Origin of the sequence: Corynebacterium sp. MSK310 (assembly GCF_030227355.1) — a bacterium.
Lineage (GTDB): Bacteria > Actinomycetota > Actinomycetes > Mycobacteriales > Mycobacteriaceae > Corynebacterium > Corynebacterium rhinophilum.
On the sequence record NZ_JASPFZ010000005.1, the window covers coordinates 98,689 to 121,679 of the forward strand.

The following is a 22,991-nucleotide window of genomic DNA, read 5'->3' on the forward strand; positions in this document are numbered from 1 at the left end:
CCACTACTTCTGGTTGAGGTGCTGGGTAGTTAAGTAACCGCGCTTCATGCGGGCGATTAAGTTACTGCGCAAATACGCCGCAAGGAGCCACTCCATGCCAAAGATGATGAAGATCGCGGCGATGGACCAGTGCGCCATGAAGCCAAGGATGAGGCCCAATAGCTGCGCCCACACGATGACGGTCAGCGCCCACTTCTTATTCATAAACGCGATCATGCCCAAGTGGAATATCAGGGCACCTATGACTACGCCGTAGTTAAACGGCGTCCACAACGTGCCGTCATACAGCTTGTACAACAGCGGCAGCGCCAAAACGAGCGTGATTGACTCCATGATGAGCGAGCTGGCGATGACCATGCCATTAAAGCTCTTGAGCGGATCCTTGACGGGATCCTGCCCTAGGCCCAATGGGCCGATTTCATTGTCCGCGATTTCGTCGCCGCGGCGCGGCGGCCGAGGCGGGCGGGACCGGGGATGAGGGCTGGTCATGCGGGCTCCTTTCCAAACATAGCGCGGGCTTCGCCGGCGGTAACCACCGAACCGGTAATGACAATACCGGAGCCGGATTGCACCTCAGATTCCTCCGCCAGCTCCACGGCTTGCGCGTAGGCACCGGGCAGATCATCGGCCACATAGACGCGCTCTTCGCCATAAATATCGCGGGCCGTTTCCGCCAATTCATAGGCATCGATCGCGCGCGGCGAGGAGTTCTGGGAGATTACCACCTCGCTCAAGTACGGCTCCAGCGCGGCGAGGATGCCTTGGGCATCCTTATCGCCAAAGATGGAGAGCACGCCGATGAGCCGCGCAAAATCGAAATCGCGGTCGAGCGCCGCGCCAAGCGCCTTGGCGCCGTGGGGATTGTGGGCGGCATCGATAAACGTCGTGGGCGAGGTGCGCACTCGCTCGAGGCGGCCGGGCGAAATCGTCTTGGCAAAACCGTTGCGCACGGAGGCAATATCCAGAGGATGCCCGGAAGAGGCACCGAAGAAGGCTTCCACCGCTGCAAGGGCAACGGCCGCATTCTTGGCCTGGTGCTCGCCGTGCAACGGCAAGAAAATATCCTCGTACATGCCGCCGAGGCCCTGGATATTAACCTGCTGGCCACCGACCGCAATGCGGGATTCTAAGGCCGCGAATTCCGCTCCGGAGCGGGCCACGCCGGCATCCATATCCACCGCGCGCTGCAGGATGACCTGCATGGCCTCAGGGTCTTGCTCGGCAATAATGGCGATGTTTTCATTCGGGGTCAGCGGGTCTTCGGCATCGGCGCGGCGCTTGATGATACCCGCCTTCTCCCCCGCAATCTCCCGAATATCGCTGCCCAGGTAATCCGTGTGGTCTAGGCCCACCGGGGTAATCACGGAAACGTCCGCATTGACCACGTTCGTGGCATCCCACGTCCCACCGAGGCCGACCTCGACGACGGCGACGTCAACGGGGGCATCGGCAAACGCTGCATAGGATAGGCCCACCAAGACCTCGAACTTGGACATGGGGACCTCAGAGCGCGCATCCACCATCTCCACGTACGGCTTGATTTCGTGCCACAGGCGCACGTAGTCGCGCGGGTGGATGGGCCGGCCATCGATGCCGATGCGCTCGGTGACCCGCTGCAGGTGCGGGCTGGTGACCAGGCCCACGCGGCGGTGGAAGGAACGCAGCAGCGAATCGACCATGCGCGCGGTAGAAGACTTACCATTGGTGCCCGCAATGTGGATGACATCAAAGGACTGTTCGGGGTGACCGAGCAAATCCATGAGCATCTCGATGCGCTCCAGGGTGGGCTCGATCTTAGTCTCCGGCCAGCGCTGGTTGAGCTCGTCTTCCACCTCACCGAGCGCCTGCAGCTCCTCCGGGGATACCTCTTGGGGCGCGGCGTCGTTATATTCTTCGTCTTCGCCCATGCCGAGGTTCAGGGTCAGGCCCGATTCCGTGATCTCCACCGGGGTGCCATCGGTGCCTTCCTTGAGGGCATCGACGATTTCAAAATCGTCTTCTCCCCCGGCGACCTCGCCGTTCCCGTTGGCGTCGTGATTGAAGCGCTGATCTGTCACTACTTAAGGCCCTCCAAACGGCTGGTAATGCGCTCGACTTCCTCGCGTGCGATGTCTTGGCGCGCCCGAATCTTATTGACCACCTCTTCCGGCGCCTTGGCCAGGAAGTTCTCATTGCCCAGCTTCTTGCCGGTCTGTTCCAGTTCCTTATTGGCCTTGGCCAGATCCTTTTCCAGGCGCTTGCGCTCGGCTTCAACGTCGACCGCGCCGTGGGTATCCAGCGTTACCTCCACGGTGGCCTGGGACAGGCGCACCTCAATGGAGGCCGAGGGGTTAAAGTCCTCGCCCGGCGCGGTGGTATTGGCCAGGTTGCGGACCAATTCCTCTTGGCCCTGCAGGTCTGCCGCGGCGAAGTCGAGGCGGCCCGGCACCTTTTGCGAAGGCTTAACGCCCTGATCGGAGCGGAAGCGGCGCAGCTCGGTAATGAGCTTATCGGCATCATCGATGCGGCGGGCGGCCACCGCGTCCTTGGTGGCGCCGCCGTTGGTATCGGCCACTGTGGGCCACGGGGCGATGACGATGGATTCCCCGCCGGTCAATGCCTTCCACAGCACCTCGGTCACATACGGCATGGTGGGGTGCAATAGGCGCAGCACCACGTCGATGACGCGGCCCAAGACGATCTGGGTATTGCGGCCTTCTACCGTTTCGCCATCGCTCGGGATCTGCGTCTTGGCAATCTCCAGGTACCAGTCACAGAGCTCGTCCCAGGTGAAGTGGTAGAGCAGCTCGTTGGCCTTGGCAAATTGATAATCGTCCAAGTAGGCATCGACCTGGGTGCGCACCTCTTCAGCGCGGTCGAGGATCCAGCGGTCGGCATCGGAAAGCTCCGTGCGGCTGGGCAAAGGTGCCACGCCGGCGCCGTTCATCAGCGCGAACTTGGTGGCATTAAAGAGCTTGGTAGCGAAATTGCGCGATGCCGCGGCAGCGTCAGAGCCCAGCGGCAAGTCCACGCCCGGGTTGGCGCCGCGGGCCAGGGTAAAGCGCAGCGCATCGGCGCCGTAATCGCGCACCCAGTCCATCGGGTCAATGCCATTGCCCAGGGACTTGGACATCTTGCGGCCCTGCTCATCGCGCACAAGGCCGTGCAGGTAAAGGTCTTTGAAAGGAATCTGCGGGCGGCCATCGGTGCCTTTACCCAAATGCTCTGGGGTCTTGGTGCCGGCAAAGGTGCCAAACATCATCATGCGGGCGACCCAGAAGAACAAAATGTCATAGGCCGTAACCAGCACATTGGTGGGATAGAACTTCTCCAGATCCGGGGTCTTATCGGGCCAGCCCAGGGTGGAAAATGGCCACAGCGCCGAAGAGAACCAGGTATCGAGGACATCCGGATCCTGCTCGTATCCTGCCGGCGGCTCCTCATCGGGGCCGACGCACACGATGTCACGCTCGACCTCGCCGGACTCGTTCGTACGCTCCGGGCCGTACCAAATGGGGATGCGGTGGCCCCACCACAGCTGGCGGGAGATGCACCAATCGTGCATGTCATCGACCCACTCAAAATAGCGCGGTTCCAGCGACTGCGGGTGCAAGACGGTATCGCCCTCACGCACGGCGTCACCGGAAGCCTTCGCCATCTGCGCGACATCGACGAACCACTGCAGCGATAGGCGCGGCTCGATGGGCTCGCCGGAGCGCTCCGAGTGGCCCACGGAGTGAACATAGGGGCGGATTTCTTTGAGGATGCGCCCCTGCTCCCGCAGCGCCTCCCTAATTTCCACGCGCGCATCTTCGCGCGTCATGCCATCAAACCGGGTGCCGGTATGCGCGATGTGGCCGGTGGTATCCATCACCGTCGGCATATCCAAGTTATGGCGGGTGCCCATGGCGTAGTCATTTGGATCGTGGGCCGGGGTGATCTTTACCGCACCGGTACCAAAATCCATGTCCACGTAATCATCGGCGATGATCTTCAGCTTCAGGTCATCGCGGAAGGGGTGATCCAATTCTTGGCCCACGAGGTGGGCGTAGCGCTCATCGTCGGGGTGGACGGCAATGGCGACATCGCCAAGCATGGTTTCCACACGCGTGGTGGCAACAATGAGGTGCGGCTCATCGTCATTGAGCGAGCCATAACGGATGGAGACCAGCTCGCCCTCGACGTCCTTGTAGACGACCTCGATATCAGAAACGGCGGTCTCTAGCACCGGTGACCAGTTGACCAGGCGGTTGGCCCGGTAAATCATGCCCTCATCGTAGAGGTTCTTAAAGATGGTCTGTACCGCACGCGACAGGCCCTCATCCAGGGTAAAGCGCTCGCGGGTCCAGTCCACGGAGTCACCGATGGCGCGCATCTGGTTCTGGATGGTGCCACCGAATTCTTCCTTCCATTCCCAGACCTTGTTGATGAATTCCTCGCGCTCATAGTCCCAGCGCTTCTTTCCCTCCTGCTCACGCAGACGGGCCTCCACCTTGGTCTGGGTGGCGATGCCTGCGTGGTCAGCGCCCGGCAGCCACAGGGTGGCATAGCCCTGCATGCGCTTGCGGCGAATGATGGAGTCGATCAGAGTGTGGTCCAAGGCGTGGCCCATGTGCAGCTGGCCGGTGACGTTCGGCGGCGGCAGCACGATGGAATAGGGCTCCGCCTCCGAGGATGCATCCGGGGTGAAGTAACCGGCGCTTACCCAGCCTTCGTAGAGGTCTTTTTCTACTGCCTGCGGCTCCCAGGACTTGGGAAGCTGGTCCGCGCGGTTGGTGCCAACGAGTTGCTCTTTATTCTGATCAGTCACCTGGCCAACTCTACCCTGTGCGTCAACTGGCACCACCGGCCTGTCTAGAGTAAGGGCATGTCTCACAACCCTGGCCACCGCGCCCGCCTCCGCACCCGTTACTTCACCCAAGCCAAAGACAACTCTCAGGCCTTCGCGTGCCTGACGAGCTACGACTGCTTGACCGCCGAAATCTTCGATGAAGCCGGGGTCGATCTCCTGCTCGTCGGCGATTCCCTGGCCAACGTGGTGCTGGGCCGCGAAACCACGCTCTCGCTCACCCTCGATGAGATGATCCCGCTGGCCCGCGCGGTGGTTGCTTCGACCTCCCGCGCCTTCGTGGTGGTGGACCTTCCCTTCGGCTCCTATGAGGACGGCCCCTCCCAGGCGCTGGAGACCGCGGTGCGCGTCATGAAGGAAACCGGCGCGCAGGCCGTGAAGCTGGAGGGCGGTGCGGAGCGCGCTCCCATTGTTGCCGCGCTTGTCGCCGCCGGCATCCCGGTCTGCGCCCACATTGGCTTTACACCCCAGCAGGTCCACGCCTTGGGCGGCTTCGTGGTCCAAGGCCGGGGTGCCGGTGCGGAGAAGCTTCACGACGACGCCCGCGCCCTCGCCGAGGCCGGCGCCTTCGCCGTGGTGCTGGAGATGGTCCCGGCAGCCCTTGCTGAGCAGGTGACCAAGGAGCTGCCCATCCCCACCATCGGCATCGGCGCCGGCGCGCAGACCGACGGTCAGATTCTGGTGTGGACCGATGCCTTCGGCCTGGGAGGTCCCAAGGCGCCGCGTTTTGTGCGCCGCTACGCGAATCTGCGCGGCGCGCTGCTGGAAGGAGCGAAGGACTATGTCGCAGATGTGGGTGAACGTTCCTTCCCCAACGCCGAGGAGTCTTTCGAGGACTAAGGTCTTAAGCCATGCAGATCCTCACAACTAAATCCGAACTCCGTGCCTTCCGCGCGGCAGCGTCCGGTTCCGTGGGTTTGGTGCCCACGATGGGCGCGCTTCACGACGGCCACGCTTCCCTCATTCGCCGCGCCCGCGAAGACAACGACACCGTGGTGTGCTCGGTCTTTGTCAATCCCCTCCAGTTCACGGACCTGGGCGACTGCGAAGACTACCGCGCCTACCCGCGCACCCTCGACGCGGATGCCGCACTGCTGGACTCGTTGGGAGTCGATGCGGTCTTCGCCCCCAGCGTGGAGGAAATGTACCCGGGTGGCACCCCGCGGGTGTGGGTGCGCACGGGTGAGATGGGCTCGGTCTTGGAAGGTGCCTCGCGCCCCGGCCACTTTGACGGCGTGGCCACCGTGGTGAGCAAGCTGTTTCACCTTGTCACACCAGACCGCGCTTATTTTGGGCAAAAGGATGCGCAGCAAGTAGCGATCATCCGCCGCCTGGTGGCGGACCTCGACCTGCCGCTGGACATCATCAGCGTGCCCATCGTGCGCGCAACGGACGGCGTGGCCGAGTCCAGCCGCAATGCGCGCCTCAGTGCCGCCGAGCGTGAGCAGGCGGTCGCCTTATCCCAGGCACTCTTCGCGCTGCAGGATGGCGCCTCACGTGAAGAAGCTGAGGCCCAGCTCGCTTCCTCCCCCGGCGTGACGGTGGATTACCTCACCGTGGTGGACCCGGCCACGCTCGAGCCCGTAGATGCACAACACCGGCCCGCCTTGGCGCTGGTAGCAGCGCATGTGGGGCCGGTGCGGCTCATCGATAACTTGGTGCTGGAGGCTTAACCTTTCAGCAGGTGGGCTACGGCCTCGCGCTCCTCACGCAGCTCCTGCACGGAGGCCTCGATGCGCTCCTTCTGGAAATCGCTGAGCTCCAGGCCTTGGACGATTTCCCACTTGCCGTCGCGGCAGATGGTGGGAAAGCCGCAGATGAGGCCCTCATCGACACCGTAGGAGCCATCCGAAGGCACGGCGGCGGTGCGCCAATCCTCGGTGCCGTGGACCCAATCGTGCATGTGGTCCACGGCCGCAGATGCAGCCGACGCCGCGGACGAGCTGCCGCGCACCTCGATGATCTCCGCGCCGCGCTTGGCCACCTTGGGGATCATCTCCTCGCGGTACCACTGCTCATCTACCTCCGCGTTTGAGAAGGCGATATCCGGGAACTGGGTGGCGGAGTGGTTGCCCCAGACCGCAATCTTGGAAAAGTCCTTGGTGGCCTTGCCCGTCTGGGCCGCCAACTGGCCCAAGGTGCGGTTGTGGTCTAGGCGCATGAGTGCGTTGAACTGGGAGTTATCCAGATCCGGCGCGCTATGCGCGGCAATCAGCGCGTTGGTATTGGCTGGGTTGCCCACCACCAGCACGCGGACATCGCGCGCCGCATAGTCATTGATGGCCTTGCCCTGCTCAGTAAAGATGGCGCCATTGGCCTCGAGCAGGTCAGCGCGCTCCATGCCCTTGCTGCGCGGGCGGGAGCCGACGAGGAATGCGGCGGAGGCATCCTCGAAGGCGACCTTGAGGTCATCAGTCACCGTAATCGAGTTAACCAGCGGCAGGGCGGAATCTCGCAGCTCCATGGCCACGCCCTCGGCCTTTTCTACTACCGCGGGGATTTCCAAGAGGGCAAGGTCTACCGGGGTGTCCTTGCCAAATACGTCGCCTGCGGCAATCCGCCACAGCAGGGAGTAGGCGATATTTCCGGCGGCGCCGGTAACGGTTACTTTTACTGGCTGGGTCATGCTCATTCCTCCTTATATGTCGTGGGGATGTAAGCGTCCCTCATGCACGCCACCCTCCACGGGATGTATCCACCCCCGAGCTTAGCGTTATACGGAGGTAGCGTGTTGTGAAATAAATCCCCCTCTTTCGGAGGGAAAACGCCGCGAAATTTCCGGATATTACCCCCATTTACCTCCAAATTAACGCCCCCAATGGGCACATTCCTCCCGCCGGGTGGGGCTAATCGGGCATGATGGAAGCGGCACAGACCTCACTGGGGAGCGCGCTTGCAGGGATGCATTCACTGCCTGTGGGCGGCTGCACGGTGGCCAACCACTGCCGCATCGAACCAGCATGAGGCCGGCCGTGCAGTTCCCGAGACACTACCCACCATCGCCACATCGGCGCCGCGAAGCAGAGATAGGACACATGCTATGAGCACTGAGCACACCGAACCGCTGCACGCTGCGGAGCAGGCGGAAGACTCCGACGCTCACGCTGCGGATTCCATCAGCACCGATGCCGTGGTGGATATCGCCATTTCCCAGTTTTCCGCGTGGGGTTTTTCTGAAACCAAACTGGATACCATCGCCGCGGAATCCGGCATGTCCAAGCGCATGATTCACTATCACTTTGGCGATAAACAGGGCTTGTACTTAAGGGCTTTAAGCACCGCCGCCGAGCGCCTGCGCCCTGACGAAGAAGACCTAGAACTCGATTCCGCGGTTCCGGTCGAAGGCGTGCGCAAGCTGGTGGACTGGATCTTTTGGCAGTACGTCAACCACCCCGAGGCCATCCGCATGATGACCTGGGAAACCGCCCAGTCCATCGTGGGCTCTTCCACCAATCCCGTGGCGGATTTTAGCGGCGTCGCCCTTCACGTCGATCGCCTGCTCATGCTGGGCCAGGACGCCGGTGCCTTCCGCCCGGGCATTTCCACCAACGATATTTTCACCATCATCGCCTCGCTCACCTCGTACCGCGTGACCAACCGGGCGATGATGGACAACCTCTTGGGCGTGGATATGTCCAGCCAGGCAAATACCGACGGCATGCACCGGCTTACCGTCGATACCGTGCTGGCATTCCTCACCGCCAATATCCCCGATTCCGGCCACGAGTCTTACTTGGTGCCTTCTGATGCCGACGAGGGCGACGAGGCCTCCCCGCAAGACATCTACGGCGAGGCATAAAAAGAAAGCACCGGCTGCTTGCCGATGCCCCTTTTTCCTACCACAGCGTTTCTCTCGCTAGGCCGATTCCTTTGCCTCATCCTTGTAGGTGAATTCGGGCGCTGCGCCCTGGGTGACGCAGTCCGCGGTAATGTGCACGGCGGAAATATCTTCCCGGTCCGGCAGCTCAAACATCACTGGAACGAGCAGTTCTTCCAGGATCGCGCGCAGGCCGCGCGCGCCGGTCTTGCGCTCGAGGGCGAGCTCTGCGATAGCATCCAGCGCCCCGGCATCCATGTCCAGCTCGCAGTCATCCATCTCAAATAGGCGGCTGTATTGCTTGAGCAGGGAGTTCTTGGGCTCGGTCAACACCTTGACCAGGGCCTCGCGGTCCAAGTTATCCACCGTCGCCACCACGGGCAGACGGCCGATGAATTCTGGAATCAAGCCAAACTTCACGAGGTCTTCCGGGCGCACCTGGGAGAATAGATCCACCTTTTCCCGCTCGTCTTCCGTGCCCAGCTTCGCGCCAAACCCAACGCCCTTCTTGCCCACGCGATCCGCGATCACCTGGTCGAGGCCCGCAAACGCGCCGGCGACAATGAAGAGGATATTGGAGGTATCCAGCTGGATAAATTCCTGGTTCGGGTGCTTGCGCCCGCCCTGCGGCGGGATAGCAGCCACGGTTCCCTCCAGGATCTTCAGCAGCGCCTGCTGCACGCCTTCGCCGGAGACATCGCGGGTAATGGAGGGGTTTTCGGATTTGCGGGAAATCTTATCCACTTCGTCGACGTAGATGATTCCGCGCTGGGCGCGCTCCACATCGAAATCTGCTGCCTGCAGCAGCTTCAAGAGGATGTTTTCTACGTCCTCACCCACATAGCCGGCCTCGGTCAAGCTGGTGGCATCCGCGATGGCGAACGGCACATCCAGCAGGCGCGCCAAGGTTTGCGCCAGGTAGGTCTTACCGGAACCGGTGGGCCCCAACATCAAAATATTGGACTTGGAGATCTCTACCTCTTCGCCCTCGGCCTTCTTCCGTCGCGCATCTAACGCAGCGGATTCTTCTGCCTTAATGCGCTTGTAGTGGTTATACACCGCAACCGACAGCACGCGCTTGGCCTTGTCCTGGCCAATGACGTACTTATCCAAAAAGGAAGAAATCTGCGAAGGCTTAGGCAGGCGCACCTCCGCCTCAGAAGACTCCTCGGCCTGTTCGTGGCCGAGCTCTTCTTCAATAATCTCATTGCAGAGCTCGATGCACTCATCGCAGATGTAGACCCCGCCGCCGGCGATGAGCTTTTTCACCTGCTTTTGGCTCTTTCCGCAGAAGGAACACTTCAGGAGATCAGCGCTTTCTTGCATACGTGCCATTCAGTACTTTCACACTCGCTCTTGTTTACCGCTTTTAAAGGTGGGGCGGAAGGCTCGCTCACTTCCATCCCCGCGGTTGGTTGTTCAAAAATCTACCTTAGTAAATCAACCCGACACGGCTCCTATTCATTCCCTCCGCGTGGCGAAATTCGCAGATCTTTATCCGCCCACACCACTAAACTTGGGATTGGATCCTCCACTACCTCCACCACCGCCGAAGGAGCCATTTCATGTTTGATCTCACCAACCGTACCGCGATTGTCACGGGCGGGGCTGCGGGCATCGGCAAAGGCATCGTTGCCTCCCTGCGCGAAGCCGGCGCGAACGTCATCATCGCCGATATTGACACCGACAAGGCTGAAGCCACCGCCGCGGAGCTCGGTGCTACCGCCTGTTCTGTCGATGTCACCGATAGGGACTCCATTAAAGAACTGTTTGCCAAAGCCCACGCCGCGCACGGGGCAATCGACATCGTCTGCTCCAATGCCGGGGTCTTTCCCAACTGCCCGCTGGAAGAGATGACCGATAAACAGTGGGAGACAATGTTTGACATCAACACCCACGGCACGTTCAAGGTCGTGCAAGAAGCCCTGCTGTATATGAAGGAGCGCGGCTACGGGCGCATCGTTATCACCACCTCCATTACCGGCTCGCACACCGGCTTTCCCGGTTGGGCACATTACGGCGCCTCCAAGGCGGCCCAACAGGGCTTTATCCGCTCCGCTGCCCTAGAAATCGCCCGCGATGGCATCACCATCAATGGCGTTTTGCCCGGAAATATCCTCACCGAAGGCCTCGAAGCGCAGGGCCAGGACTACCTCGATGAAATGACGCGCTCCATCCCGCTGCACCGGCTTGGCAGCCCCCGCGATATTGGCAATGCCGCGGCCTTCCTCGCCTCCACCGAGGCCGGATATATCACCGGCCAAACGCTGATTATTGACGGCGGCCAGCTCCTGCCAGAAACCCCCGAGGCCATCCTGCCGCCGCGCTAGCCTGCACCTGCCTAGCTAGTGCTTGCCCAGCTGGCGCTTGACGATGCCCACCCTAAGACACAGATAACCCCGCCGACACCGTTACGGTGCGTGGCGGGGTTATTTAGTACGGCTCTTATTGCAGCCAGTCAAAGTCGAGCAAGAATGCCTCGACATCGAGCATGTCCAGCTCATCTGGCGCGTGGCCAACAACGAATGCGAAGGACTCAGCGACGTCCTTGGTCGTCGCGGGAGTAAGTCCCGCGTCAACGAGATTTTCCGCTACGCGGGCAGAAACCGGTGTCTGAGACACGGTATCCAAACCCGTACCCGTGGTGGAGTCCTTGAACATATCGCTAATGCCACCAAAGAAGGTCCGCATCGTGTTCATCTCTCTCACCTCTCAAAGTTGCTCTGTTGATAGGTATAAATATACTTGGTACTTACCCACTAAGCAACACTTAGGCCACTTAAAGTTAACCTTTTGTTAACTTTAAGTGGCTGTGAGGCATATTATATAATCTCGGGCTCGCCCGGCCCGCGGGCTACTCTTAAAGGTCCCCAAATGGTGCGAAGCCAAAGTAATGATCCAGGGAATCGCGCGCGATCCACGCGATTGCCACCACGATGACGGCACCCAATACGGCATAGACGGTCCACCCCAGCACCTTCATTTGCCGGTTAGCGGGAGTATCTCCTACCACCACGCCGTTATCGTCCCGAATGGGATCCCCCGTCATGGAACGCATACCCAAGGCGAAGAGCAAGGGAATACCAGCGCCGAAGACGAGGGCTAGGCCAGCGACGCGGAGTATAGATTCGAAGATTTCTGCAATAGTCATGATCTAGCGCTCCTCGTGTGGATTAGATGAGGTGGAGTTATTGTCCCCATTAACCGCCGATACTGGGGTCATGCCGCCTGCGGCCGCGACAGTCTCTTTCGCGCCAACGCGCGGCTCCAAGGACGAATCCACGGACTCAGCGTTTTCGTCCCAATCATTATTGACGTTGGAGGCATCGACTGGGTTCATACGGGAGCGGATGACGATGAGCGCCGTCATAGCCAAGAGCAGAACGAAGTCCACGATGGCACCGGTAGCCATCGTCGTGGCAGAGGAGACGCCGTGCGCCAGCCACCACGAAGCGAAGCCAACGAAGGCAGCACAGGGCAGCGTAATGAGCCAGGCGGCCACCATGCGCATCGCCACACCCCAGCGCACGTCCGCGCCGCGGCGACCCAAACCAGTACCAAGGATGGAACCGGTGGACACGTGAGTCGTAGACAGTGCCATACCACCAGATGCGGAGGTCAAGATGATGGCCGCGGACGTAGCCTCGGCTGCCATACCCTGTGGGGATTCGATCTCAACCAAGCCCTTGCCCAGGGTGCGAATAACACGCCAGCCACCGGACAAGGTACCGGCCGCAATGGCAACCGCACAGGAGATAATGACCCAGGTGGGAATGCGGGCATCAGCAACCGCATGACCCGAAGCCACGAGGGCGAGGAAGATAACGCCCATGGTCTTCTGAGCGTCACCGGCACCGTGGGCCAGCGATACCAAGCAGGCGGTAACAATCTGGCCGTGACGGAAGTGCTCGTTCTTTTCCTTATTCGGAATGGTGTTGGTCACCCAATAAACGAGGAAGGTGGCGCAGGCGGACACCAGCGCGGCGATAATCGGGGACGCCACCGCCGGGATAATGATCTTGGCCATAATGGAGGTCCACTCCACTCCCCCAGTACCCATGGCAGCGAAGGCTGCACCGATAAGGCCGCCAAAAAGGGCGTGGGAAGAGCTAGACGGCAGTCCGAGCAACCAGGTGAAAAGGTTCCACAGAATACCGCCGATAAGGCCGGTAAAGACCACCATCAACAGGGCCTGGCCGTCCGAATCAGCGGCTGCACCCGAAAGGTCATAGGAATCGAGGTTGACGATACCCTTAGCCACCGTTGCCGCGACATTCACGGACAAGAATGCGCCAACGAGGTTAAGTGCGGCAGAAATCGCTACCGCAGTAAATGGCTTCAGCGCGCCCGTAGCAATGGAGGTTGCCATCGCATTGGCAGTGTCGTGGAAACCATTGGTGAAGTCGAAGGCTAAGGCGGTAACCACCACAATGCCCAAGATAATCAGAGTCGCTGTCACAGCATTGGCCCCTTGTAAGCAATTAACAAATGAGAAGAAAGTGTAATTGCGGCGCCGTCACGCGTCGCGTACGAAGTGCAGCGTACTCCGCAATAATAAGCTAAGCCAATAGCGTTTCTTAGAAGTAAACTACACTTTGCCTAGTGTTAACCTTCCGCCCATGCCCTCGTGTTAGCTACTTGTCGAAAATCTGCGGTTTACCAGCATTTTTTAAGAAACCTAATCTATTTTCAGCCTTTAATACCGTGGCGGAAAACACTAAGAGAGGTGCGCCGGTTTCACGCCAACGCACCTCTCGAAATAAAGGGTTTAACTTCCCTTTTTAGCGGAAGGTAGCAAACTTCTTGACCACCCAGCGGCTCAGCACGAGCAGGACGATGCCCAAAGCGATGGAGCCGACACCCAAGGAAATAAAGAAGGTGTTTTCCGCAGCCGCATCCTCTGGGTTGTAGAAGCTAGCCAGCGAACCGGCAAGCGCGGTACCCATAGCCACGGCCATCATCCACACGGCCATCATGCGCGATGGGAACGCCTCTGGTGCCACCTTGGTGGCAAGAGAGTTGCCCACCGGAGACAGCATCAGCTCACCCATGGTGAACAGGAAGAGGATCCAGATAATGACATACATTGGCGTGGAGTTCGCGCCCAAGCCGGAGAACGGCAGGAAGAAGAACAGCGAGACACCGATGATGATATTGGCCACGCCGAACTTCACCGGCGTGGACCACTGACGGTCACCGAGCTTCGTCCACATAGCTGCGAAGATTGCAGAGAAGATAACGATGAAGATCGGGTTAATGGACTGCACCAATGACGGCGGAATCTCGATACCAAAGATGTGGCGGTCCAAGCGCACATCGGCGTAAATGGTCATCACGGTAAATTGCTGCTGGAAGATACCGAAGAACAGTACACCGGAGATGAACATCGGAATAAAGCCCAAGAGGCGGTTCTTTTCTTTCCGGCTCACCAAATCAGAGGTGTACATCTGAATCCAGAAGTACACGGCGGCGATCAGGGCAACGGCGGTGACGATATTGGAAAGCCACTCCACCTTGATGATCCCGGTACCCAGGCCGATGACCATCACGAGGATGACGACGACAATCGCACCAAGGCCCATCAAGCGCTGCTTGGAGTCCGCCGGATTCGGAATATTGTGGCCGGCATCCTTAATGGTGGTCTTACGCATGATGGTGTACTGGATAAGGCCGAGGGCCATACCGACGGCAGCGATGCCGAAGCCCCAGTGGAAGCCCTTCCAGCCCCACATTGCGGTGGTAAGAAGCGGTCCGAAAAGGGCACCAATATTAACGCCCATATAAAAGACAGAAAAGCCGCCGTCACGGCGAGGATCGTCACGACTATACAGCGAGCCCAGCACCACCGAGGCGGTGGTCTTTACACCACCGGAACCAACGGCGATAAGGATCAGGCCGATTGCTAGGCCGGTCACGGCAGGAATAAATGCCAAGACGAGGTGCCCAGCCATCACCATGATTGCGGAGTAGAACAGGGTGCGCTCCGCACCGAGGATGCGGTCAGCTACCAATGATGCCAACAGGCATGCCATATACACCAAGCCGCCGTACGCGCCAACGATTGACGTCGCATCGGCACGGTCGAGGCCTAAGCCGCCATCGGTGGTGGCGTAGTACATGTACAGCAGCACAATGGACTGCATGCCGTAGAAGCTGAAGCGCTCCCACATCTCCACGCCGAACAGGTTAGCCAGTCCCCACGGGTGACCAAAAAATGTGCGCTCCCCACTCGAAGCAGTGGGTGCGGAGATGCGATCCTCCGCCTCTGGTTCCTTATTTGTCATAGCATAATACGACCACTCAGAGGTCTAATTCACAAATCGGGCATTATACGTGAAACATCGCACAAATAAATCTGCCTAACGACCTGCAGATATTTCTCTGAAAGATTTACCCCGTTTGGGGTAGATGCCCACGCGCCACTACCCCTCCGTCACACCGCTCATAAGCATATACCGAGCCACTGATATGCGAATAATAAAAGCCCTGCGAGGGCTCCTCTCGAAGCTGCCTCCAGGGCTTCCTCTGATGGATTTAGTCCATCAGGACCGAATTAAGAATTGAGCTTGCGGTACTCAAAGACGGTATCGATGATTCCGTATTCCACGGCGTCTTCCGCGGTCAGGATCTTATCGCGGTCGGTGTCGATGCGGATTTGCTCAGGCGTACGGCCGGTGTGCTCCGCCAGGGTGTTTTCCATCAAGGTGCGCATACGCTCAATCTCTGCGGCCTGGATTTCCAAGTCCGAGACCTGACCCTGGGTGCCCTGGGTTGCAGGCTGGTGGATCAGGACGCGGGAGTTCGGCAGCGCCGCACGCTTACCCGGAGCACCAGCGGCCAACAGCACTGCGGCAGCGGAAGCTGCCTGGCCTAAGCACACGGTCTGCACATCAGGGCGCACGTAGCGCATGGTGTCATAAATGGCCATCAAGGCAGTAAAGGAACCACCCGGCGAATTGATGTACATGGTGATGTCACGGTCCGGGTCCTGGCTCTCAAGAACCAGCAGCTGGGCCATGATGTCATTGGCAGAGGTGTCATCGACCTGGGTGCCCAAGAAGATGATGCGCTCCTCAAAGAGCTTGGAGTACGGGTTGGTTTCCTTCGTCCCCTGAGCGGACTGCTCAATAAAGGAGGGCAGTACGTAACGGGAACTTGGCATCTGCGACTTATTCATAATGATTTTCTCCTTATTCCCTAGTTGCTCAGTGGGCCGTTCACGGACTCGATGACGTGGTCAACAATGCCGTAGTCCTTGGCTTGCTGCGCAGTCATCCAGCGGTCGCGGTCAGAGTCCTTGGTGATCTGCTCGAAGGTTTGGCCGGTGTGCTCTGCAATGAGCTCAGCCATCTCGCGCTTGGTCTGGGCGAATTGCTCCGCCTGGATGGCGATATCGGCAGCAGTACCGCCCACACCAGCGGAAGGCTGGTGCATCATGATGCGAGCGTGCGGCAGCGCATAGCGCTTGCCCTTCGTACCACCGGAGAGCAGGAACTGGCCCATGGAAGCAGCCAAGCCCATGCCATAGGTGGAAATATCGCAGGGCGAGTACTTCATCGTGTCATAAATTGCCATGCCCGCGGTCACGGAGCCACCCGGGGAGTTGATGTAGAGCGAAATATCGCGCGTGGGATCCTCTGCGGAAAGCAGCAGGATCTGTGCGCACAACTTATTGGCAATTTCATCGTCTACCTGGGTGCCCAAAAAGATAATGCGCTCGTGCAACAGGCGCTCGTAGACGCTGTCACCCAAGTTCAGGCCGGAGCCTGCTGGGGTGGTCATCTGAAGCTGGTCAGATTTCTTAGACATTCGAAAAGTCTCCTTGAGGACGGTTAATCTCTAATGCCACCACACTACTTAATGTGGCGATAATTGTGGGGTCTGTTCGCTATCAGCGTTTGCACCGATCTTTGTCTGCTTTTTCGACCCAGCGATGAGAAAAGCCCAGCCAGACTTCCTCGCCGGTGCGAGGGGCCAAGCTGGGCTTTTAACCAGAAGATTTACTCCGCGTCGGTAGCTTCGTTCTCGTCTTCTTCTACCTCACCGAAGTACTGCTCAACGTCAACGTCGTTGCCTTCTTCGTCCTTGACGGTGGTACGGCAAATAGCGGCAGCCAGTGCCTTGCCGCGGCGTACGTCAGAGAACAGGTTGGCAATCTGGCCGTTGGACTGCAGCTGCTGGATGAACTGGTTCGGGTCCATGCCGTAGGACTGCGCGGTGAACAGGATGTGGTCCGAGAGCTCCTGCTGGGAAACTTCCGGCTCTTCCTTTTCTGCCACGGCATCCAAGAAGATCTGCGTGCGCACGGACTCTTCAGCCTGCTCGCGGGTCTGCTTATCAAACTCTTCGCGGGAGGTGCCCTGTGCCTCGAGCAGCTGTGCCAGTGCCTTCTCATCGTGTGCCAGCTGGCCCAAGATCTGGTGCAGCTGAGCGTGAGCCTGCTCGTCGACGACGGACTGAGGCAGTTCAAAGTCGACATCGGCAAGCGCAGCCTTCAGAACCTCATCGCGGATCTGGCCGGCCTGCTCAGCCTTCTTGGACTCCTCGACCTCGGTCTTGGTAGCTTCGCGCAGCTCCTCGAGCGTGTCGTACTCAGAGGCCATCTGGGCGAACTCATCATCCATGTCCGGCAGCTTGCGCTCCTTGGTCTGCTGCACGTGGACCTTGAAGGTAGCCTCTTCGTCCTTGTGCTCACCGGACTGAATGGTGGAGGTGAACTCGTTATCCTCACCGGTCTTCATGCCGCGCAGTGCGGTGTCCAGACCCTTGATGAGGTTGTCATCACCGATGGAGTAGGACAGGCCTTCGGTGGAAGCATCTTCGATCTTCTCACCGTCTACCTCGGCGGTGATGTCGATGATGGCGTAGTCACCGGTCTTCATCTTGCGCTTGGTGTCCTTCAGCTCACCGAAGCGCTCTGCAAGATCCTCGAGGGCCTTGTCCACGTCTTCTTCGCCGGCCTTGATGGCAGGGACGGTGACGGAGATTTCAGAGAAGTCCGGAACCTCGAACTCAGGGCGAACATCAACCTCGGCGGTAAACTCGACGAAGTCCTTGTCCTCGATCTTGGAAATGTCCACGTCCGGCTGGCCGATGACCTTCAGGTCTTCCGACTGAACAGCCTGCTCGTAGCGGGAAGGCAGCATGTCATTGACGACCTGCTCCAGAATCGGGCCGCGGCCGAAGCGAGCGTCGATCAGCTGGCGCGGGGCCTTGCCCTTACGGAAACCTGGAATAGAAACCTGCTGCGCGATTGCCGCGTAAGCTTGATCGATTTCCTGGTCCAGCTCCGCAAACGGAACGTTGACGGTGAGCTTAACGCGGGTATCGCTCAGCTTGTCTACGGTGGTCTTCACGAGTGAATCTCCCTGGCTTCATTGTTTTTCTACGTACATAAAAATTAAAGGGGGTCTGAAAAACCTTATTAGGGCATTTTCAGACCCCCATACGTCGGGGCGACAGGATTTGAACCTGCGACCCCCTGCTCCCAAAGCAGGTGCGCTACCAAACTGCGCCACGCCCCGTATGTAGGCCACCAAGTTGCCTTGGCTGCGTTGCATACCTGAGCCAGTTTAGCGTGTTGGTTTTAAATCTCCTAAATCAGCCCCCTGTTAAGGGCGTAGCCGCAGGTTAACGGCATATTTTCCGGAAGCTGGACTTAGAAATCGAAATCAAACATACCATCAAAGAATCCGCCGCCATCACCATCAGATAATCCGTCGAAGAAGCCGCCACCGTCACCGGCGTCTCCCCCTCCGGCATCGCCGCCCATATCGCCGGCGTCCCCGGCGTCTCCGGCATCTCCGCCGCCGTCGGCTCCGTCCATTCCTTCGCCACCCTCGGCGCCGCCCCAGTCGCCGTTTTCTGCGGCGGCTGCGGAATAGCCCACGCCGGACATGCCGGCAAACATGGCGTTAAACATTATGGAATAACCCATCATCCACACGCCCGTTTGCAGGGCATCCGCCCACCAAGGGCGGGAGTACCAACCGGCCGGAACGGGGCGCCCAGCCACGGTTCCGCCGGGGTAATAGTTCGGGGTTTCCTCAGAGGCGTACGGAGACGCAGTCAGCTGCTCGCCATTCGCATCCACCGTGCGCTTCTCGGTGACCTTGCCCGCGGCGCGCTGCCCCTCCAGCGGCGGCAATTCCGGGCCCGGATTCATGTCCATAATCTCGCGAGCGGCATTGACGTAATGCATACCTTCAAGCGCCGATTCGCGGGCCAAATTGGCTTGCTTGACCGTGGTGGCCTGCGAAATAGCGGAATTAGCCGCGGTAAAACGTTCTGATGCGTCCGCCATTGCCTGCTGCGAGGCGGTATCCGTGCCGGAGATCTGCATGACCTGGCCGCCTAGGCGCTCAATCCAGCGACGCGCATCCGCTTGGGCATCCGCTAACTGCTGCGCCTCTCGCTCCTCCCGGCTCTTTTTTGAGCTGCGCGAGGATAGGTACCACGCGCCGCCACCGAGTACGACTACAAGAAGTAGGAGTTCCACAACAATCATCGCTTTCTTTGCCGGAATTGGTCCTACCTATTTTAACGGCCTACCCACTGCGCGTGTTCCCTATTTTCGTTTTGGGGCGCTCATGCGCTAAAGTAGCCGACAGCGTTCAAGGTAACGCTGTGGGAATGTCGTATAGTGGCTAATACCTCAGCCTTCCAAGCTGAAGACGCGGGTTCGATTCCCGTCATTCCCTCCATGTTTGTACTGCAATAATTGACTATTGTAGCTGGTTATTGGCGGTAAGTGGAACCATTGGTAGAACCATTTTAGTTGGCATGTTTAAACCCCACGGACTATATCGTCTGTGGGGGTTTAAATAGTTTTAGCTTTGGTTATAGTTCCTTCCAGAGTGCGAGCACGGCGGGTGCCCCCATCCGGCTTGTGTGGTGTGGGCTTGGGTTACGTTTTGGTAAATATTCTTAAAATGTTCATTCTTCCAGTTTTCCAATAACGCATTAATGTGTTATACTAGTAAATTTAAGGCCTCAAGGCACTTACGAAAACTGAAGAGAGGGGTGAAAATGCTTGAAATATTCGGCTCCCTGGCAGCCATCTGGCTGGCACTGCTAAAACTAGGGAATATTTCTTCAAACACCCTCTGAACTCAAGCCGCAAGCGGGAATAGAAACTCCCCGGCAGGATACTCCTATTATCCAGCCGGGGCGCCCCCTCACACTACAGAAAGGGCTCACACGATGACAATCATAACCGCACTTATTAGTGCATCATTCATCATCACTAAGGCTCCAGCATGGGCCACCACCACAGCGCTAGTAGCAACGGCCGTATGCCTCGCTCTGGACACCCGTGAGGAATGGCTAGAGAGGGAAAATCGTGCAGCCTAAAATCATTGACGTTGATACCGGCGATGAGTTGTGGACTGGCTCGGATTGCGCCGCCCATATCGGCGTGAGCTACGCGACCTGGCGCAATTATTCAGCCAATCACCGCACCCCTGAGCATGTGGCCACGATTTTGGGTCGCACGCGACTGTGGCTTGCTGAGGATATTAAGCGCTGGCATGCGGCCCGGCCGGGGTCACCGGCACAGCTCCGCCGTTAGGCTTCGCCGGTTTCTTAGCTTAAACAAGGCCCCTGCTTGCCGATGCCCCTTTTCCACCCCTCCCCGGTTCCCGCCATACGCGGCCGTAAATACATCACATTGGGGCGGTGGCCAGAAAAGCGTAATCTGGTGTGCATGACCGTACCTAATATTACGTTGAACGATGGAAATATTATCCCCCAACTGGGCTTTGGCGTCTTCCAGATGGACCCGGAAAAGACCGAGGAATACGTAGCTGAGGCTCTGCGCGTGGGCTACCGCCACATCGATACCGCAGCTATTTACGGCAATGAAGAAGGCGTGGGCAAGGCCATTGCTAACTCCGGCATCCCGCGCGAGGAGCTTTTCATTACCACCAAGCTGTGGAACGATCGCCACACCGATGCCGCTGCAGCGCTGGATGAATCCCTGCAGAAGCTGGGCCTTGACTACGTAGACCTATACCTCATCCACTGGCCTACCCCAGCCAAGGGCACCTACGTGGAGGCTTGGAAGCAGCTCATTGAATTGCGCAAAGAGGGCAAGGCGAAGTCCATCGGCGTGTCCAACTTTGAGCCGGAGCACTTAGATCAACTGGAGGTGCACACAGACGTCGTCCCTGCGATTAACCAGGTGGAGCTGCATCCTTACCTGCAGCGCTGGCGCGAACTGGATGCGGGACGCGCACACGGCATCGCCATCGAGGCTTGGGGCCCGCTGGGTCAGGGCAAGAGCGATATCTTGGAGGCACCAGAGGTGACTGAAGCAGCCGAGGCACACGGTGTTTCCCCAGCCCAAGCCATTATTCGCTGGCACCTGCAAAATGGGGTCATCCTCTTCCCCAAGTCCTCGACGCCATCGCGCATTGCAGAAAACTTCGATGTCTTCGGCTTCGAGCTCACGGATGCGGAAATGGCCGCCATTACCTCGTTGGAGGAAGGCGAAGACGGCCGCGGTGGGCACCACCCCAATGACATGAACGACGCATAATGTGCTCGGTATAATCACCACATAAAACGCCGCGTGGCCACAATGGCCCGCGGCGTTCATTTATGTCTGTGCGAGGAACTTGGCGGCTTTAGCGCGGGTCCTTAGGCAGCTCGGGTGGGATATTGGTGCGCTCGTATTCTGCGAGGATATCGATGCGGCGCTGGTGGCGCTCGGCGCGGGACCATTCTTGATCCAAGAAGGCATCCACGATTTCTAGGGCCTCTTCTTGCGAGTGCATGCGCCCGCCGATGCCGATGAGCTGTGCATTATTGTGCTCGCGGGCCAGGCGCGCGGTTTCTGGCGACCATGCCAGCGCGCAGCGCGCGCCCTTGACCTTATTGGCGGCAATCTGCTCGCCATTTCCGGATCCGCCCAGCACGATTCCCAGAGAACCTGGATCGTTGACGGTGCATAGGGCCGCTTCAATGCAGAATGCGGGGTAGTCATCCTCGGCGTCATAGGTATGAGCGCCGCAGTCGATAACGTCATGGCCTTGTTTGGTGAGGTGTTCAGAAATCAGGTTTTTAGTCTCAAAACCTGCGTGGTCAGCTCCAAGATATACGCGCATAACCCCTACAGTACCGGCACCGCCGCCTTCTAGGCACCACTTTGCATAACCTATTTCGCTCATAGCCCGGCGCTGTTAGGCTAAAGCGCAGATTACGTGCTGCACAGAAAGGCGATAAAAATGAACCCTCGCGTCCTCGCACTCTACGGCAGCATCCTTGCTATCGCGGTGGTGTTATTTGCGGCGAATATTTTCTTAACCAATAAGAACTACCTCGTGCCGCTTATTCATACCGCACTTTTCACAGTCTCCCACCTAGTACTGGGGCTGTGGTGGCTGAATCAAAGAGTGATAAAGAAAAATCACCTCGGCGGTTTGTCCGCGGTGATTGGGATTTTATCCCTGCTCACCGCGGCATCATGGGCCACGTGGGTGGCCGCCGCTTGGTCAGAATTCCAGGCTCAGGCGGCCCTGCCCATCATCAATATCGCCGGGGTACCGGCGTTTTTACTCACGCCGGTAATCGCGGTGTGCTGCCTTGCCGCCGCGGTACGCCGCAGGCAAGGCCAGCAGCGCTTATAACTAGTCCTCTTCTACCTGTGGCATCTCCGTGCGGGAGCGCTTGATTTCGAAGAAGTAAGGGAACTGAGCCAGGCGCACGGAGGCATCGAAAAGCTCACCGGCTTCCTCACCCTTGGGAACGCGGGTGATAACCGGGCCGAAGAAGGCGGTATCACCCAGCTTAATAACCGGGGTTCCTACCTCATCGCCCACGGAAGAAATACCGTTGTGGTGGTACTCGCGCAGCTTCTCGTCGTATTCCTCGGTGTGGGCCACCTCTGCAAAGTCTGCGGGGAGGCCAACCTGCTCTAATGCCTGGGCGATGATCTCGTCATAGCCACCATCGCCCTTCTTGCCGCCGTTACCCTTGGCGTGAATCAGGGTGCCCATGGCAGTATAAAGCTCATCAACCTTTTCTGGCTGCTCGGTCTTAACCTTGGCAAATACGCGGGCAGGGCCCCAGTTGGCCTCCATCATTTCCATGTATTCGGGATCAAGATCGCGGCCATCATTAAGCACCGACAGGGACATCGGCTCGAATTCCACCGCAATATCGCGGACCTTTTCTACCTCTTTGATCTAGCGGGACGTTGCCCATGCGAACGGGCAGGAAGCATCGAACCAAAACTTAACTGGGGTAGTCATTATTCCTCCTTGAAATAAGTGCAGTTTGCCCCACCACTGTAAACCCGCTGCTAACCTTGATGCATCACTATTTTCGTTAGCAAAGGAGAATCTA

Annotated in this window: 22 protein-coding genes and 2 tRNA genes; 8 read left to right on the forward strand and 16 right to left on the reverse strand. The window is 58.8% G+C overall.

Going from position 1 to position 22,991, the window contains the following annotated elements; genetic code table 11:
- Positions 1–3: 3 nt before the first annotated feature.
- From QP891_RS05840 to QP891_RS05850, 3 genes are read right to left on the reverse strand one after another with little or no spacing between them, the layout of a single operon-like run.
- Entirely contained in the window at positions 4–489 is a 486-nt protein-coding gene (locus tag QP891_RS05840) for a DUF4233 domain-containing protein (protein ID WP_284770215.1), read from the reverse strand.
- The gene (gene folC / locus QP891_RS05845) at positions 486–2,057 is read right to left on the reverse strand and encodes a bifunctional tetrahydrofolate synthase/dihydrofolate synthase (RefSeq protein ID WP_370658452.1); all 1,572 of its coding nucleotides are present in this window, start codon (positions 2,055–2,057) and stop codon (positions 486–488) included. The genes QP891_RS05840 and folC overlap by 4 nt, the downstream gene beginning before the upstream one ends.
- A complete protein-coding gene (locus tag QP891_RS05850; RefSeq protein ID WP_284770214.1) occupies positions 2,057–4,789 on the reverse strand; it encodes a valine--tRNA ligase in 2,733 nt (910 codons plus the stop codon). Before QP891_RS05850 ends, folC begins: the two co-directional genes overlap by 1 nt.
- A gap of 57 nt (positions 4,790–4,846) precedes the next feature.
- Here QP891_RS05850 and panB point away from each other — a divergent pair, with 57 nt between their 5' ends.
- On the forward strand, positions 4,847–5,668 hold the full coding sequence (panB, locus tag QP891_RS05855) for a 3-methyl-2-oxobutanoate hydroxymethyltransferase (protein ID WP_005277923.1): 822 nt from the start codon (positions 4,847–4,849) through the stop codon (positions 5,666–5,668).
- An 11-nt stretch (positions 5,669–5,679) separates the two neighbouring features.
- A complete protein-coding gene (gene panC, locus QP891_RS05860) occupies positions 5,680–6,501 on the forward strand; it encodes a pantoate--beta-alanine ligase (protein WP_005284412.1) in 822 nt (273 codons plus the stop codon).
- On the opposite strand, the gene QP891_RS05865 is transcribed toward panC, so the two are convergent.
- Positions 6,498–7,460, reverse strand: a complete 963-nt coding sequence (locus tag QP891_RS05865) for a malate dehydrogenase (RefSeq protein ID WP_284770213.1) — start codon at positions 7,458–7,460, stop codon at positions 6,498–6,500. The two genes, panC and QP891_RS05865, sit on opposite strands and share 4 nt — an antisense overlap.
- Before the next feature lie 408 nt (positions 7,461–7,868).
- Here QP891_RS05865 and QP891_RS05870 point away from each other — a divergent pair, with 408 nt between their 5' ends.
- Positions 7,869–8,627, forward strand: coding sequence for a TetR/AcrR family transcriptional regulator (locus tag QP891_RS05870; protein ID WP_284782285.1), 759 nt, complete (start codon positions 7,869–7,871; stop codon positions 8,625–8,627).
- Positions 8,628–8,684: 57 nt separating this feature from the next.
- Here QP891_RS05870 and clpX read toward each other — a convergent pair whose 3' ends face one another.
- On the reverse strand, positions 8,685–9,980 hold the full coding sequence (clpX, locus tag QP891_RS05875; protein ID WP_284770211.1) for an ATP-dependent Clp protease ATP-binding subunit ClpX: 1,296 nt from the start codon (positions 9,978–9,980) through the stop codon (positions 8,685–8,687).
- A gap of 230 nt (positions 9,981–10,210) precedes the next feature.
- Here clpX and fabG point away from each other — a divergent pair, with 230 nt between their 5' ends.
- Positions 10,211–10,975, forward strand: coding sequence for a 3-oxoacyl-ACP reductase FabG (gene fabG / locus QP891_RS05880; RefSeq protein ID WP_284770210.1), 765 nt, complete (start codon positions 10,211–10,213; stop codon positions 10,973–10,975).
- 115 nt (positions 10,976–11,090) lie between these two features.
- Here fabG and QP891_RS05885 read toward each other — a convergent pair whose 3' ends face one another.
- The 9 genes from QP891_RS05885 to QP891_RS05925 form a co-directional block, all read right to left on the reverse strand.
- Complete coding sequence (locus QP891_RS05885) at positions 11,091–11,345, reverse strand: hypothetical protein (protein ID WP_284770209.1); 255 nt, start codon at positions 11,343–11,345, stop codon at positions 11,091–11,093.
- Positions 11,346–11,505: 160 nt separating this feature from the next.
- Positions 11,506–11,796, reverse strand: a complete 291-nt coding sequence (locus QP891_RS05890) for a hypothetical protein (protein ID WP_284770208.1) — start codon at positions 11,794–11,796, stop codon at positions 11,506–11,508.
- 3 nt (positions 11,797–11,799) lie between these two features.
- On the reverse strand, positions 11,800–13,104 hold the full coding sequence (locus tag QP891_RS05895) for an inorganic phosphate transporter (protein ID WP_284770207.1): 1,305 nt from the start codon (positions 13,102–13,104) through the stop codon (positions 11,800–11,802).
- 322 nt (positions 13,105–13,426) lie between these two features.
- Complete coding sequence (locus QP891_RS05900; RefSeq protein WP_284770206.1) at positions 13,427–14,929, reverse strand: peptide MFS transporter; 1,503 nt, start codon at positions 14,927–14,929, stop codon at positions 13,427–13,429.
- Between the two features lie 269 nt (positions 14,930–15,198).
- Positions 15,199–15,825 carry an ATP-dependent Clp protease proteolytic subunit gene (locus tag QP891_RS05905; RefSeq protein WP_284770299.1) on the reverse strand — a complete coding sequence of 209 codons (627 nt, stop codon included), beginning with the start codon at positions 15,823–15,825 and terminating at the stop codon, positions 15,199–15,201.
- Positions 15,826–15,842: 17 nt separating this feature from the next.
- Entirely contained in the window at positions 15,843–16,454 is a 612-nt protein-coding gene (locus QP891_RS05910; protein WP_023023580.1) for an ATP-dependent Clp protease proteolytic subunit, read from the reverse strand.
- Positions 16,455–16,645: 191 nt separating this feature from the next.
- On the reverse strand, positions 16,646–18,001 hold the full coding sequence (tig, locus tag QP891_RS05915) for a trigger factor (RefSeq protein WP_284770205.1): 1,356 nt from the start codon (positions 17,999–18,001) through the stop codon (positions 16,646–16,648).
- Positions 18,002–18,095: 94 nt separating this feature from the next.
- Positions 18,096–18,169, reverse strand: a tRNA-Pro gene (locus tag QP891_RS05920).
- A 134-nt stretch (positions 18,170–18,303) separates the two neighbouring features.
- Positions 18,304–19,152, reverse strand: a complete 849-nt coding sequence (locus tag QP891_RS05925; protein ID WP_284770204.1) for a DUF1542 domain-containing protein — start codon at positions 19,150–19,152, stop codon at positions 18,304–18,306.
- A 121-nt stretch (positions 19,153–19,273) separates the two neighbouring features.
- Between QP891_RS05925 and QP891_RS05930 the strand changes: the two genes are divergently transcribed.
- The 3 genes from QP891_RS05930 (at position 19,274) to QP891_RS05940 (ending at position 21,183) form a co-directional block, all read left to right on the forward strand.
- Positions 19,274–19,348, forward strand: a tRNA-Gly gene (locus QP891_RS05930).
- A gap of 638 nt (positions 19,349–19,986) precedes the next feature.
- Complete coding sequence (locus tag QP891_RS05935) at positions 19,987–20,214, forward strand: hypothetical protein (RefSeq protein WP_023030334.1); 228 nt, start codon at positions 19,987–19,989, stop codon at positions 20,212–20,214.
- Between the two features lie 135 nt (positions 20,215–20,349).
- On the forward strand, positions 20,350–21,183 hold the full coding sequence (locus QP891_RS05940; RefSeq protein ID WP_284816992.1) for an aldo/keto reductase: 834 nt from the start codon (positions 20,350–20,352) through the stop codon (positions 21,181–21,183).
- An 88-nt stretch (positions 21,184–21,271) separates the two neighbouring features.
- Here QP891_RS05940 and QP891_RS05945 read toward each other — a convergent pair whose 3' ends face one another.
- The gene (locus tag QP891_RS05945; RefSeq protein ID WP_005277878.1) at positions 21,272–21,751 is read right to left on the reverse strand and encodes a ribose-5-phosphate isomerase; all 480 of its coding nucleotides are present in this window, start codon (positions 21,749–21,751) and stop codon (positions 21,272–21,274) included.
- A 120-nt stretch (positions 21,752–21,871) separates the two neighbouring features.
- Between QP891_RS05945 and QP891_RS05950 the strand changes: the two genes are divergently transcribed.
- Positions 21,872–22,273 carry a hypothetical protein gene (locus tag QP891_RS05950; RefSeq protein ID WP_284770203.1) on the forward strand — a complete coding sequence of 134 codons (402 nt, stop codon included), beginning with the start codon at positions 21,872–21,874 and terminating at the stop codon, positions 22,271–22,273.
- Here the strand turns inward: QP891_RS05950 and QP891_RS05955 are convergent, their stop codons facing one another.
- The gene (locus tag QP891_RS05955) at positions 22,274–22,831 is read right to left on the reverse strand and encodes a mycothiol-dependent nitroreductase Rv2466c family protein (protein ID WP_284770298.1); all 558 of its coding nucleotides are present in this window, start codon (positions 22,829–22,831) and stop codon (positions 22,274–22,276) included. It lies immediately after the preceding gene.
- Positions 22,832–22,991 lie beyond the last annotated feature (160 nt).